15 protein-coding genes are annotated in these 13,759 nt (G+C 48.4%); 14 read left to right on the forward strand and 1 reads right to left on the reverse strand.

Going from position 1 to position 13,759, the window contains the following annotated elements; genetic code table 11:
* The 9 genes from ACTRDR_RS07255 to ACTRDR_RS07295 form a co-directional block, all read left to right on the forward strand.
* Window positions 1-267 (forward strand): L-2-amino-thiazoline-4-carboxylic acid hydrolase (locus tag ACTRDR_RS07255; RefSeq protein WP_440526681.1); only part of this gene is annotated, 267 nt, incomplete at its 5' end.
* The gene (locus tag ACTRDR_RS07260; RefSeq protein ID WP_118504823.1) at window positions 267-758 is read left to right on the forward strand and encodes a hypothetical protein; all 492 of its coding nucleotides are present in this window, start codon (window positions 267-269) and stop codon (window positions 756-758) included. The genes ACTRDR_RS07255 and ACTRDR_RS07260, both read left to right, overlap by 1 nt.
* A gap of 130 nt (window positions 759-888) precedes the next feature.
* Window positions 889-1,623, forward strand: coding sequence for a DUF6796 family protein (locus ACTRDR_RS07265; RefSeq protein ID WP_440526682.1), 735 nt, complete (start codon window positions 889-891; stop codon window positions 1,621-1,623).
* Entirely contained in the window at window positions 1,620-2,252 is a 633-nt protein-coding gene (locus ACTRDR_RS07270; protein ID WP_440526683.1) for an L-2-amino-thiazoline-4-carboxylic acid hydrolase, read from the forward strand. Before ACTRDR_RS07265 ends, ACTRDR_RS07270 begins: the two co-directional genes overlap by 4 nt.
* 99 nt (window positions 2,253-2,351) lie before the next feature.
* A complete protein-coding gene (locus ACTRDR_RS07275) occupies window positions 2,352-2,576 on the forward strand; it encodes an L-2-amino-thiazoline-4-carboxylic acid hydrolase (RefSeq protein ID WP_440526728.1) in 225 nt (74 codons plus the stop codon).
* A gap of 435 nt (window positions 2,577-3,011) precedes the next feature.
* A complete protein-coding gene (locus ACTRDR_RS07280; RefSeq protein ID WP_440526729.1) occupies window positions 3,012-4,364 on the forward strand; it encodes an MATE family efflux transporter in 1,353 nt (450 codons plus the stop codon).
* A gap of 207 nt (window positions 4,365-4,571) precedes the next feature.
* Window positions 4,572-5,219, forward strand: coding sequence for a non-canonical purine NTP pyrophosphatase (locus ACTRDR_RS07285; protein WP_440526684.1), 648 nt, complete (start codon window positions 4,572-4,574; stop codon window positions 5,217-5,219).
* A 47-nt stretch (window positions 5,220-5,266) separates the two neighbouring features.
* Window positions 5,267-6,094, forward strand: a complete 828-nt coding sequence (locus tag ACTRDR_RS07290) for a YhfC family intramembrane metalloprotease (protein ID WP_440526685.1) — start codon at window positions 5,267-5,269, stop codon at window positions 6,092-6,094.
* A gap of 98 nt (window positions 6,095-6,192) precedes the next feature.
* Window positions 6,193-7,035, forward strand: coding sequence for an HD domain-containing protein (locus tag ACTRDR_RS07295; RefSeq protein ID WP_440526686.1), 843 nt, complete (start codon window positions 6,193-6,195; stop codon window positions 7,033-7,035).
* A gap of 23 nt (window positions 7,036-7,058) precedes the next feature.
* Here the strand turns inward: ACTRDR_RS07295 and ymfI are convergent, their stop codons facing one another.
* Window positions 7,059-7,793, reverse strand: coding sequence for an elongation factor P 5-aminopentanone reductase (ymfI, locus tag ACTRDR_RS07300; RefSeq protein ID WP_440526687.1), 735 nt, complete (start codon window positions 7,791-7,793; stop codon window positions 7,059-7,061).
* A 142-nt stretch (window positions 7,794-7,935) separates the two neighbouring features.
* On the opposite strand from ymfI, the gene trxB reads away from it, so the two are divergent.
* From trxB to ACTRDR_RS07325, 5 genes are all read left to right on the forward strand, one after another.
* Window positions 7,936-8,859, forward strand: coding sequence for a thioredoxin-disulfide reductase (gene trxB / locus ACTRDR_RS07305; RefSeq protein WP_440526688.1), 924 nt, complete (start codon window positions 7,936-7,938; stop codon window positions 8,857-8,859).
* 275 nt (window positions 8,860-9,134) lie between these two features.
* Window positions 9,135-10,319: an SH3 domain-containing protein gene (locus ACTRDR_RS07310; RefSeq protein ID WP_176864173.1), complete on the forward strand. Its 1,185-nt coding sequence runs from the start codon at window positions 9,135-9,137 to the stop codon at window positions 10,317-10,319.
* A 558-nt stretch (window positions 10,320-10,877) separates the two neighbouring features.
* On the forward strand, window positions 10,878-11,405 hold the full coding sequence (gene hpf, locus ACTRDR_RS07315) for a ribosome hibernation-promoting factor, HPF/YfiA family (protein WP_176864175.1): 528 nt from the start codon (window positions 10,878-10,880) through the stop codon (window positions 11,403-11,405).
* A gap of 231 nt (window positions 11,406-11,636) precedes the next feature.
* Window positions 11,637-12,821 carry an acetyl-CoA C-acetyltransferase gene (locus ACTRDR_RS07320; protein ID WP_440526689.1) on the forward strand — a complete coding sequence of 395 codons (1,185 nt, stop codon included), beginning with the start codon at window positions 11,637-11,639 and terminating at the stop codon, window positions 12,819-12,821.
* Window positions 12,822-12,910: 89 nt separating this feature from the next.
* On the forward strand, window positions 12,911-13,735 hold the full coding sequence (locus tag ACTRDR_RS07325) for an enoyl-CoA hydratase-related protein (RefSeq protein WP_440526690.1): 825 nt from the start codon (window positions 12,911-12,913) through the stop codon (window positions 13,733-13,735).
* The last annotated feature ends 24 nt before the right edge of the window (window positions 13,736-13,759 follow it).

Below are 13,759 nucleotides of genomic sequence, written 5' to 3' on the forward strand. Positions count from 1 at the left end.
CCTTACGAAAACAGCAAGCCCATCTATTATGAATTTACGGCGTGTCCGGCGGCGGAATTTGCTAAGCGGTTCGGATTTGCGGACATTATGCCCGCCCTGTGCAATGTGGACTATGCGTCCATGGAACTGCTCCATGCAAAGCTCGTGCGGACGACCACCTGCGTGGACGGCTGCCGATGCGACTATACCATCTGCGGCGATAAGGATCCATACGTAAAGGAACATCCCGAATACCGGGATGAAAACGGATACAGGAGGAATAAGTAATGCTTTTACAGGTGATTCTGGAAGGTCTTGGGTTGGGGGCTTTGCTGGCTCTTGTCTGTGCTGTGGGCATCCGCAAGGGGGCTGTTGGGATGGTGCATCTCTACAGCCCGGCAGTGCAGCAGCGGTGCGTGAAGCTGGGACTTACGACACACGAGAAAATCAAGCGCAATTCTCAACTTTTCAAAGCTGTTTGCATTCCCGGCTATATTGGTTATGTGCTGGTCTGTGTCTATGGGATAAACGGTGCGAAAGGCTTTGCGGCGGGCTTCTGGCAGCTGCTTGTCATCTTGTCCGTTATGAATCTCATTGACCGCTTTTTGATCGATGGCTACTGGGTGGGGCACACGAACGCATGGACGATTCCCGGAACAGAAGATCTGAAGCCCTATATTACTGCAAAAGACAAGCAGAAAAAGTGGCTTTTCGGCACGGTGGGTATGGCAGGTATAGCAGCGGTGTTGGCGGTCCTTATGACGGCTTTTATTCACTGAGGAAAGGAAAGACAATGAAGTTTAAGACATTGGGAAATCGGAATGCTCCCGCTGTTTTGTTTTTTCACGCAAGGGTCGGTGACGGCATGATGAAAATGCAGATCGTGAAGATCGGATTTGGAGGCAAGCAATGAAAATGAGCAAAGAAAAACGAGCACTCATCGCAGGTATGATTGGATGCCTTTTATATGTGATCGGCGACTTTTTATTTGCGGCGACCGGGAAAAGCCAAAGCACAGAATCCATTGGGCTGATGGTCAAGGTCGCCTATCTTGATATGGCAACATGGCGCATGGTGGTCAGCATCATCTGCGGTGTTCTCGGAACGGCACTCTATTACATCGGTTTTCACCAGTTGTGGAAGCTTTTGAAGCAACGCCTCACCCAACCGAAGCAGCAGAAATGGGTCAAGCTGTTTCAAATCGCCTATCTCACCGGCACGGTCTGCTGGGGCTATGTTCATGCTATGTTCATGAATGTGGCGCTGATCTTCAAGTTTACCTTTGAGAAATACGGCGATATGCAGGCGGCAGCTGAAATTGCCAACAAGGTGTTTTACTGCAACGCCGCGCCGCTGCTGGCAGCATATATCCTGTGTGATGTACTTCTTTCCGTCGTGATGCTCGTTATGATCTGGAAAAGGATGCTCCCGCTGAAAAACACAGCACAGCGGATATTGGCATCCTTCTGCAACCCCATCGTTTTTACGGGGATTGTGGGAAATCTCTTCACGCTTCTGCCGTGGCCGCTGGATCAGATCGATCACGGCACGGAATCCGCCGGACACCTGCTGGTTTTGGTATTGGGGCTGGTGTTGCTGCAGGAGAAGGCAAAATGCGGAGAATGTAAGGAGGCAGTGCAATGAAATACATGGGTATGCCAATGGGAATGTGGGTGTTGTTTGCGGGCTCATTCAAAAGGCAGTTGACGGCGGTGTTCGGCTATGATGCCGATGCGGCACAAGCGATCACGAAAAAAGCAAAGCCGAAGTACAAAGCAATCATTGCAGACCTGCCGGAGTTTGAAAAAGCGGACCGCTTCAAGATGAACATCGTCAACTGCGCAATGCTCGGCGCGTTCATTCTCTCCATGCCGCAGCGCCCGGCGGTAGACTGCCTGACGGATTACTACGCAAAGGCGATGATGACAGCGCCCATGCAGTGGTTCTGCCGTAAGAGCGGAAAAAGCAAGTTCACCGCAAAGGATATCGCTGCCATGAAAGCCACTGCCGCTCTGAAAGCCGCCGACCGCAATCCCTATTCGTGGAACATGGAGTTTTACGAATACCCGGATGGCAGCGGCTACGAGGGACGCTTTACCAAGTGCGGCATCTGTGTGCTGATGAAGGAGCTGGGGCTGTACGACCTGACCCCTGCTTTGTGCCGTCTGGACTACACCATGAGCGAAGCGGGCGGCGTGACAAATTTTGTGCGGCAGTACACCCTTGCCTCCGGCGGGCCCTACTGCGACTGCGGATACAAAAAGAAAGGGTAACGGACGATGAAGAGGAAGGAAACCTATTTTTCCGTGATTTCCGGGAAACTGCGGCACTGCGCTTTCCCGCGCAGGTAAAGGAACTGAACACCGCTTTCGATATGTCCCTATCACGACACCTGCACAGAATATGGCTGCCCGGAGCTGTGCCGCTGCTTTTGCGACAGTGATGACATCAGCTATACCGGGTTGCATCCGAAGCTGATCTGGGAGAGAAGCATGACGCTGGGGCGTGGAAATGACCGCTGTGATTTCTGCATGAAGGTCCGGTACAGCCCGATGCAAAGGTCGCCTGCTGGTACGGAGAAAAAGAAGGGCATATGAAAGTTGATGATGGAATATCCGGTGCAGTGTGGGTGTAATGCTCATGTTGCATCGGGCTTTTTTTCGTAAAAAAAAATATTTGATAATGTTGATTTTCAACTGTTCTTAACTCAAATATTGTATCTTAACTCAAAAAGAGTTAAGATTGGAGGCGAACAAGAATTATCAACAAGTCAAGCTGCGAAAGACTTGGAACTGACACCCACTTCTATATCGAGGGCATCGAAACAGCTTGAAGAAATGGAATTGCTGCATATAAAGAAAGAAGGTGTGCCGCAGTTTTATCGGTTTAGTCACCCAATTACAAATCAGTATCCTGCGATGATTGAACTTTTCACGCGAAAGCTGGATGCCATCCAACTTCCAGAAGATGCAGATGAACGTGTTGAAGAAGCCGTGGAAGAAATGCTGAAGAAACTGTGGAGGAATAGGATCATGTCAAAGGATGAGTATTTGATTACTGATGCATCGCTGAAAGCGCTGACGGTTTTTGCAATGCCGATGATTCTCGGCAGCTTTTTTCAGCAGGTATACAATATGGCTGACTCCATTATCGTCGGTCAGTTTGTGGGTTCTTCTGCACTGGCAGCGGTGGGTGCCTGTGCAGCCCTGACGAATGTCTTCATTTGTGTGGCACTGGGTGCCGGTGTCGGTGCTGGTGTGCTTGTGAGCCGCTATTTCGGCGCCAAAGAGTATGGCAAAATGAAAACCATTGTGTCTACGTCGCTGATCAGCTTTTTACTTCTGAGTATCCTCCTTGGTATCTTTGGCTTTTGCTTTTCCCATGCGATGATGAGCGCTTTACAGACCCCTGCCGATATTTTGGACGAAGCGGTACTGTACTTGCGGGTCTATTTTGTGGGCTTTCCGTTTTTGTTCATGTACAATATTCTCTCCACCATGTTCACTTCCATCGGTGAATCAAAAATTCCGCTGGGGCTGCTGATCTTTTCATCGCTCCTGAATATTGTGATGGATCTTTGGATGGTAGCCGGTCTGGGGCTTGGTGTATTCGGTGCAGCGCTTGCAACTCTGATTGCCCAGGGTATTTCCGCTGTTTTTTCACTTTTGATTTTTCTTTACCGGATGCGGCGATACCAAAGCCCGTTTCAGTGGTTTGACGGGCGTAAGCTGCACTCGATGCTTCGGATTGCAGTGCCCTCGGTTCTGCAGCAGTCTACCGTGTCGATCGGTATGATGATCGTACAGGCAGTGGTAAATCCCTTCGGCACACAGGCTCTCGCAGGATATGCGGCGACGATGCGGGTGGAGAATGTTTTTTCCCTGATATTCGTGTCCATCGGTAATGCAGTTTCGCCGTATGTTTCCCAGAACCTTGGGGCAGGCAAAAACGGGCGTATCAAAAAAGGTTATCATGCAGCATTGGTGTTGGACGTGTGTTTTGCGGCGCTTGCCTTCCTTGTCATTGAAACGCTGCACACGCAGATTTCCTCGCTGTTTCTGGGAAAGGACGGAACAGCCCTGGCCTATCAGGTGTCCGAAGATTATATGAGATGGCTTGGATACTTCTTTATCTTTATGGGAATTAAAATGGCAACCGATGGAGTTCTTCGAGGACTCGGCATCATGCGGCCGTTCCTCATTGCAAATATGGTTAACCTTGCGATCCGATTGTCTGTGGCTTTGATCTGTGCACCGCGTTTTGGCATTGACTTTGTCTGGCTTGCCGTGCCGGCCGGCTGGCTTGCCAACTTCCTGGTTTCCTATGCGGCACTCAGAAAATCCTGGCCGGCTGAGAAAGCGGAGTCATCTCGAATATTTTCATAATCCTTGAAATTGTCCTTGAAATATGTCATCATTAGTTCAAGGGATGCAAAACATAAAAGGATTAGAAAGAGCAGGTATCATATATGAAAAAGAAGATCATTGTTGCAGTAGTGGTAGTTGTTGTGATTTTGGCGGCGATCGCGATTATCTCTGTTCTGGCACAGACACCGGCGCTGATCTGACCGGAAAGGAAGCAGGACATTGCTTATGAAACTGTTATACGGTACCGGCAATCCGGCAAAGGCAGCTGCCATGCAGAACCGCATAGCCGGACTTGGCATCGAATTGATCAGTCTGCAGGATCTGCGGGCACAGGGGGTGGAGATCCCCGATGTCCCGGAGACAGGCAATACGCCTCTGGAGAATGCCAGGCAGAAAGCGCATACTTATTATGAAGCTTTTCGTATGCCTGTATTTTCCTGTGATTCCGGGTTGTATTTTGAAGATGTCCCGGAGGCGGTCCAGCCCGGGGTACATGTGCGTACGGTGAATGGTGTGTATCTGACGGATGAGCAGATGCTGGAGCACTATATCGGACTGGTCAGACACTATGGAAGGCTTACGGCAAAATACCGCAACGCCATCTGCTATGTGCAGGATGAGGAACATGTATATGAGGCGATGGAGCCTGACATGGAAAGTGAGAAATTCTGGCTGACGGATGTACCTCACAGCAGCATCCGCAGAGAGGGGTTTCCGCTGGACAGCATTTCCCTGGATCCCGAAACCGGGAAATATTTCTATGATCTGCCTGAGGCGGCAGTGGATCAGGTGGCGGTAGAGGAAGGTTTTCTTACTTTTTTTCGGAGAATCTTACAAGAGGGAACGGTGAATATAAGCGGCAGCAGACAGTGAAATAACAAGTGCGCAGAGCGCCCCGCGGCGCCCGGATAGGAGAATATATGGCAGTAGAGAGCATAACGGAAACAGCAATGGTCTGGGGAACCGTAAGTGGTGCAAGCATGGTGGGGATGGTGATATCTCTGCTATTATCCGTGGGTTTACCCATATTTTTAGGTATCTTTATTTATAAGAAGACAAAGGCATGGGTGCCGGCGTTCTTCATCGGTTGTGGAATTTTCGTAGGCTTTGCCATGATCTTAGAGCAGATCTGTCATGCCATCGTGCTGACGGTGACCGGAAGCGTGATCCGGGATAATATCTGGTTGTATGCGATTTACGGTGGACTGGCAGCAGCACTTTTTGAGGAGTGTGGCCGGTGGATCGCCATGAAATTCTGCCTGAAAAAACATCTTACCCGGGAAAATGCGTTGATGTACGGCGCCGGACATGGCGGCATTGAAGCTTTTCTGATTCTTGGTATGTCTTCTATGAGCAATCTCCTTACCGCAGCCATGATCAACGGTGGTCTGATGGAGAAGACTATGACGGCATTGGAGCCCGCACAACAGGAGGTAACCTACCATCAGCTCTCTGTTCTCTGGACCACACCGGCTTACCAGTTCTATCTCGCACCGGTGGAGCGGATCAGTGCGATCGCTCTGCAGATCGCGTTGTCGATTCTTGTATACAGTGCGGTGAAGACAGGCAGAAAGCTGCATTTGGCAGCAGCCTTCGGACTGCATTTTGCAGTGGACTTTCTGACTGTGGTGTGTGCCTCCACGATTCCTACATGGGCATTGGAGCTGGGATTGCTGATGGTAGTTACAGTAATCTGTGTAGCGGTATACAAGCTGGTCTATCTGTCTCTGGCAGAGAAAAAAGTCTGACGGAGACAGAAGCCTGCAGATAAGAAGGAATGGATTAAAAAAAGGCGAACGTGTCATGAGTCATAAAATATGATATAAAAGATATGAGGCAACGAACAATGAAGATCAACAGAGAAAAAGCATTGGCAGCATTTCAGGAATACACGGACCGTTATGACAGTAGCCGGGACATGATCCGCCTGAAAATAGAACACACCTACCGGGTCTGCGGATTGTGCCAACAGATCGCCAGATCCCTTGAACTTCCGGAGGAAGAGGTGGATATTGCGTGGCTGACCGGACTGCTCCATGATGTGGGACGGTTTGAGCAGCAGCGGGTATATGGAACCTTTACTGATGCGGATTCCATCGATCATGCGAAATACGGAGCAAGAATTTTATTTGGTAAGGTCTGGGAAGAGAAACACGGACTTGCTTCCGGAAGCGAAGAAAGCCTGCCCGAGGAAGTTCAGGCAGACGCCGGAATCAGTATCCGGGATTTCGTGGAAGATGCTTCCTGCGATGAACTTCTGTGGACAGCGGTATTTTATCACAGCGCCTACCGGATTCCGGAGGGACTGGAGGAACGGACGGCTATGTTCTGCCATATTTTACGGGATGCGGATAAGATCGATATCTTGAAGGTCAATGTAGAATTCCCGCTGGAGGAGATCTACAATGTGGACACCGAGGTATTATATCAGGGGGAAGTGACGCCGGAAGTGTTGCAGAGCTTTGATGAGGAGCACGCTGTACTGCGTTCCCTGAAGAAAACAGCGGTGGATAATGTGGTGGGACATATTTCCCTGGTGTACGAGCTGGTCTATCCCGAGAGCTGCCGTATTGTGAAAAGACAGGGGTACTTGGATCGGCTGATGAATTTTGAGTCGAAAAATCCTTATACGAGAAAACAGTTCGAGCATATCAGAAAGCGCATGAGAGAATATCTTGCAGAAATATAGAGAAGAATATTAGGAGGCTGGCATTATTGCCAGCCTCCGTCGATGGTGAGGATCTGACCGGTGAGATAGGCCGGAGCCTGGATCAGCTGGAGGACAAGCTGTCCCACTTCCTCAGGCTGTCCCAGACGGTCTGCGGGGATCTCTTCCCGGAGAGCGTCCATTTCCTCCGGGGAGAAGCAATGATTCATGGCAGTGTCAATAACCCCACAGGAGATGGCGTTGACCTGGATATTGCTGGGCGCCAGTTCCTTTGCCAGAGCTTTGGTGAAACTGTTTACACCGCCCTTGGAAGCGGAATAAGCAACTTCCATGGAAGCTCCGACGTTTCCCCAGACGGAGGAAATATTGATGATACGTCCACTGTGCTTTTGCAGCATCAGAGGAATTGCCAGACGACTGGTATAGAAACAGGAGCTGAGATTCGTATTTATGACACTCTGCCATTCTTCGATACTCATATCTGTGAGCAGGCCGATGTAGGAGATTCCGGCATTATTGACTAAAACATCCAGATGATCCAGGGAAGCAAATATTTTTTCAATCGCAGAGGGATCCGCTGCATCCGCTGCCAAAGCAGTACAGTGGACGCCGTATTTTTCTTCTAAAGAGGCAGCTACGTCCTGAAGCCTTTCGAGTGTGTGACTGCAGGTGAGGATCAGGTCGTACCCGGCACCTGCCAGAGTTTCCGCAATGGCTCTGCCGATACCGCGGGAGGCACCGGTGACAAGAGCAAGCGGTGTGTTCTTTATTGTATTCATGTAAAGTATCCTTTCTGAATTCTACGGCAACCTTTGGAGATAAAACAGTGCCGAATGCAAAAAACCTGTAAAACGAGTGTAGCACAGATGGACTTGCTTTTCCATAGGGGAACTGCTACACTGGACAAAAGGAGAGAAAATTATGTACGATTTGATCATTATCGGTTCCGGTCCCGCGGGGCTGTCCGCAGCAGTCTACGGAAAGCGTGCAGGGCTGAACCTACTTATTATAGAAGAAAAGCCCATGAGCGGCGGACAGATTCTCAATACCTATGAAGTGGATAACTATCTCGGACTTCCCGGGATCAGTGGCTTCGATATGGGGATGACTTTCAGACAGCATGCAGAGAAGCTGGGAGCGGAATTTTTAGAAGCCACGGTGCACAGTGTGGAAGAACGTGGCGATTACAAATGCGTCTACGCGGGAGATCAGGAACTGGAGACCCGTACGGTGATTTTTGCCACCGGTGCGGAGCATGCGAAGCTTGGTGTGCCCGGTGAGGAAGAATTAAACGGCATGGGTGTGTCCTACTGCGCTACCTGCGACGGAGCCTTTTTCCGGGGCAGAACGGTGGCTGTGGTCGGCGGCGGAGACGTGGCGCTGGAGGATGCCATCTACCTGGCGAGAACCTGTGAAAAGGTGTATCTGATCCACAGAAGAGACAGTCTGCGGGGGGCCATGATATTGCAGGAGGAATTAAAGAGCCTTCCCAACGTGGAGATCCTTTATGACCATGTGGTCACGGAGATCTGCGGTGAGGATATGGTGGAAAAGCTGCGTATTAAAAACGTGAAGACGGAAGAAGAGAAGAATCTGGAAGCAGCGGGAATCTTCATCGCCGTTGGTATCCATCCCAACACGGAATTACTGCAGAGCCTGGTGACAGTCGGTGAGGATGGTTATATTCCGGCAGGTGAGACCGGAGAGACTGACAGAGCAGGTATCTATGTGGCGGGTGACATCCGCAGGAAACCTCTGCGCCAGGTCGTAACGGCTGTGGCGGACGGTGCTAATGCCGCGGTCAGCGCCGGGAACTATTGCAACCGTTTTCGTAAACAGTCATAGATTAGTAATAGATTCATTAAGAAATTTGAAAGAAAATCGAAAAATAATTAAAGAAAAGAGTCACCCATGTGGTGGCTCTTTTTACGTGAAAATTCTGCAAACCCGCATGAAATGGGGATTTTTGGAAATGTTGACAATTAATTTACTATATTGACAAATGGAAGGCTGCGTGATATATTTGTTAACAGATGTAACAAATTCGTAACAAATCATTTGAAAATGTAAAGCAGTAAGTTAAGAAAACAAGATAGCTCCAAGAGTTTCAGGAGGATAGAATGGCTCATAAATCTGTAAAAATTACCGTGTGCACCATGGCAGCGGTTATGGCTTTTTCCGGAATGAATATCACCGCAGATGCAGCAGCGTCTTCATCGGTACTTCCCAGCGGTGGTATTGAACTGACTCTGGCAAAGGGGAATAAGTTAGAGAGTCTGTCCGCAGGTACGAACAATACCAAACAGATTGAAAGTATTATTGAAACCGTACTCCGTGATGATCAGATGGACACCACCCCGGAAGCATCCGAGGAAGAATCTTTTAAGAATCTGGTCATTGCACAGGTAAATGATTATGTAAATGTAAGAAGCATGCCCAGTGAGCAGGGCGAGATCGTCGGTAAGCTGTATGACGATTCCGTAGGTCTCTTCATCTCCGAAGAGAACGGCTGGTATCAGATATCTTCCGGTTCCGTAACCGGTTATGTAAAGGCCGAGTACTGTGTGACCGGCGATGAAGCAGTAGAGCTTGCCAAAAAGGTAGGTACAAGACTGGCAACTGTTAACACCACAACCTTAAAAGTACGTACCGAACCTTCCTTAGAGGCTTCTGTATTAGGACTGGTTCCCTTAGAGGATGACCTGGTAGTATCCGATGAGACCGATGGCTGGGTACAGGTAGATACCGAGGAAGGCCTCGGATGGGTCTCCACAGAATTTGTTTCTCTTCATACAGAGTTCGTTGAAGCAGAATCCAAGGAGGAAGAAGCAAAGCGTCTGGCTAAGGAGAAGCAAGAGAGAGAAAAAGCCCGTGCCGCAGCTGCAGCGAAGGCAGCGGGAAGCAGTAAGAGTTCTTCGGCTAGTGCCCCCGCAGTTACTTATGCAGCCAGCGGAGACAGCGAGATGGGTACTGCAGTTGCCGACTACGCATTGCAGTTCGTTGGTAATCCTTACGTATATGGCGGATCCAGCCTGACAAACGGTACCGATTGTTCCGGATTTGTAATGAGTGTATATGCGAACTTCGGTGTAAGCCTTCCTCATTCCTCTTCCGCAGACCGCAGCCAGGGTGCAGCAGTTGATGGACTGGCTAATGCACAGGCAGGAGACCTGATCTGTTACTCCGGTCATGTGGCGCTGTATATCGGTAACGGTCAGATCGTTCATGCATCTACCGCCAAGACCGGTATCATCGTTTCTAATGCTGATTACAAGAAGGTACTGGCAGTTCGGAGAATCTTCTAATCTAATGATATAACCATAAAAGGCACTGTGTGAAAATACACAGTGCCTTTTATGGTTTGTGCGCCAGGGCCAGCTCTGACGGGTGAAAAGGTATGGAGTTGTACAATGAATTGTGCAATTTGTCAAAATATTATTATGCGACGAAAAAGGGATTGACAAAACAAAACTATACAAAGTATACAAAAAAACAAGCGGAAACGTAATAACGACAAAATAACAGCAAAAATACATAGAAAGTTATCCACAAGGGAAAAGCCCTAAAATAGGATAAAAGTTACTTATACACCAAGTTATACACATTATCCACAGGAAAAATCACATTCCCGAAGCAAGGAATTTACGAAAAAATAGGAACGAATGTTTTGTGAAGATGTAATAAAAATCGGAAAATGACGCGATTTGTCGATTTTAAAGTTGACATACAGGATGTCAAAAACAAGTAAAAAACTCTTCAAATTGTTGCAAAACGTTGTACTATTATGCTATAATGACTATACAATAAATGCAAGGGTTGCTACTGTGATCTTTGTAAATAAATACTTGGAAGGGATGATCAGCATGAAGTTTATTATTGTTGGCAGAAACATCGAAGTTACACCAGGATTAAGAGCAGCAGTGGAGGAAAAGATCGGCAAGCTGGACAAGTATTTCAATCCCGATACAGAAGTACATGTAACATTAAGCGTTGAAAAGGATCGTCAGAAAATTGAAGTAACCATTCCGGTTAAGGGAAGCATTATCCGTTCGGAGCAGGTAAGCAACGATATGTATGTATCTATTGATCTGGTAGAAGAGATCATTGAGAGACAGCTGAAAAAATATAAGAACAAGATCGTTGACAAACAGCAGGCGGTTGCTTCCTTCAGCAAAGCCTATGTAGAGAATGACTATACGGATGATGAGGAAATCAAGATCGTTCGTACCAAGAAGTTTGACATCAAGCCTATGTATCCTGAGGATGCCTGCATCCAGATGGAACTGTTGGGACACAGCTTCTTCGTATTCTGTAATGCAGAGACTGATCAGGTGAACGTAGTTTATAAGAGAAAAGGCGACACCTATGGACTGATCGAGCCGGAAGTATAAGCTGTAAAACAGCGTAAAAAGGTACAATTAAATAAGCAATGACAGACAGCCTGCCGGACTTACGGCAGGCTGTTTAAAATTGCATCAGTTATTTTGTTATTTTTTTGACAAAATCGTTGCAAAACAGATTTCGCTATGTTAAAATAGGAATAGTGAAATGATAAAAAAATAACAATCTAAAAACATTTCAGAAAGCAAACCAAACAAAACAAAAAAATGGAGGACAAACAAATGGCAAAGAAAGTTGTATTAGCAGGCGCTTGCCGTACCGCGATCGGTACTATGGGCGGAACCTTAAGCACAACTCCTGCACCGGAGCTGGGCGCTATCGTGATCAAGGAGGCTCTGAAGAGAGCAGGCGTTGCTCCCGAAGCAGTTGACCAGGTATATATGGGATGCGTTATCCAGGCAGGTCAGGGACAGAACGTAGCACGTCAGGCTGCTATCAAGGCAGGACTTCCCATTGAAGTTCCCGCAGTTACCATGAACGTGGTATGTGGTTCCGGTCTGAATTGTGTGAACCAGGCTGCACAGATGATCATGGCAGGCGACGCTGACATCGTAGTAGCAGGTGGTATGGAGAACATGTCTATGGCTCCTTACGCAATCCCTCAGGGACGTTACGGTTATCGTATGGGTAACGCAACCATGGTAGATACCATGATCAAAGATGCACTTTGGGACGCTTTCAATGATTATCATATGATTAAGACCGCAGACAATATCTGCGAAGAGTGGGGACTTACCCGTGAAGAACTCGATGAGTTCGCATTAAAGAGCCAGTTAAAGGCAGAAGAAGCTCAGAAGAACGGTGCTTTCAAGGCAGAGATCGTTCCCGTGGAAGTTAAGAAGAAGAAAGAGACCATCATCTTCGATACAGATGAAGGCCCTCGTCACGGTTCTACCATCGAAGGTCTGGCTAAGCTTCGTGCCATCAATCCCGGCGGATTCGTTACCGCAGGTAACGCTTCCGGTATCAACGATGGTGCAGCAGCTGTCGTTGTAATGAGCGAGGAGAAGGCTAAGGAGCTCGGTGTTAAGCCTATGGCTACTTTCGTAGCAGGTGCTCTTGCAGGCGTTCGTCCTGAGGTTATGGGTATCGGTCCTGTGGCTTCTACCAAGAAGGTAATGGCTAAGACCGGTATGAAGATCGAAGACTTCGATATCATCGAGGCTAACGAAGCATTCGCAGCTCAGTCCGTAGCAGTTGGTAAGGAACTGGGTATTGATGTAGATAAGCAGCTGAACCCCAACGGCGGTGCTATTGCACTGGGTCATCCCGTAGGAGCTTCCGGATGCCGTATCCTGGTAACTCTGCTGCATGAGATGCAGGCAAGAGGTGCCAAGACCGGTCTGGCTACTCTGTGCATCGGCGGTGGCATGGGCTGCTCCACCATCGTTAAGATCGAGGATTAATTTTATAAATATTCGCTGGGGCGGTAGAATCTCTATCGCCTTAGTGTGGTTTTGAAAACACGAATAGAAATGTGAAATGAGGTAAAAACATGGATTACATTTTGTATGAGCAGAATGGAAATGTGGCAACCATCACCATTAACCGTGAGAAAGCGCTGAACGCGCTGAATTCACAGGTGTTGGATGAACTGAACGCTACATTGGATGCAGTAGATCTGGCAACGGTTCGCTGCCTGGTGATCACCGGTGCAGGTGCCAAGTCCTTCGTGGCAGGCGCAGATATCGGAGAGATGAGCAGCCTGACCAAGGCTGAAGGCGAAGCATTCGGCAAGAAGGGTAACGATGTGTTCCGCAAGATCGAGACTTTCCCCATTCCCGTGATCGCAGCTGTCAACGGCTTCGCTCTGGGTGGTGGTTGTGAGATCTCCATGAGCTGTGACATCAGAATCTGTTCCGATAACGCAGTATTCGGACAGCCCGAAGCAGGACTGGGAATCACTCCCGGCTTCGGTGGAACCCAGAGACTGGCTCGTCTGGTAGGTGCAGGCATGGCAAAGCAGATGATCTACACTGCACGAAATATCAAGGCAGCAGACGCTTACAGAATCGGTCTGGTAAATGAAGTATACAGCGCCGAGGTAGATGCTGACGGCAACGTAGTAAAGAGCGCACAGGAAGTAATGCTGGCAGCAGCACAGAAGATGGCAGCAACCATCGCCAAGAACGCTCCTATCGCTGTACGCAACTGCAAGAAGGCTATTAATGATGGCCTGGATGCAGATATGGATCAGGCAGTAGTCATTGAAGAGAAGCTGTTCGGAGACTGCTTCGAGACAGAAGATCAGAAGTATGGCATGGCTTTCTTCCTTGACAAGAACAAGGAAAAAGTAAAAGAGCCTTTCCAGAATAAATAGTTATAATAGTTTTTCAAATAATGA

The sequence above is a fragment of the Simiaoa sp. genome, assembly GCF_051972595.1.
Taxonomy (GTDB): Bacteria; Bacillota; Clostridia; order Lachnospirales; family Lachnospiraceae; genus Acetatifactor; species Acetatifactor hominis.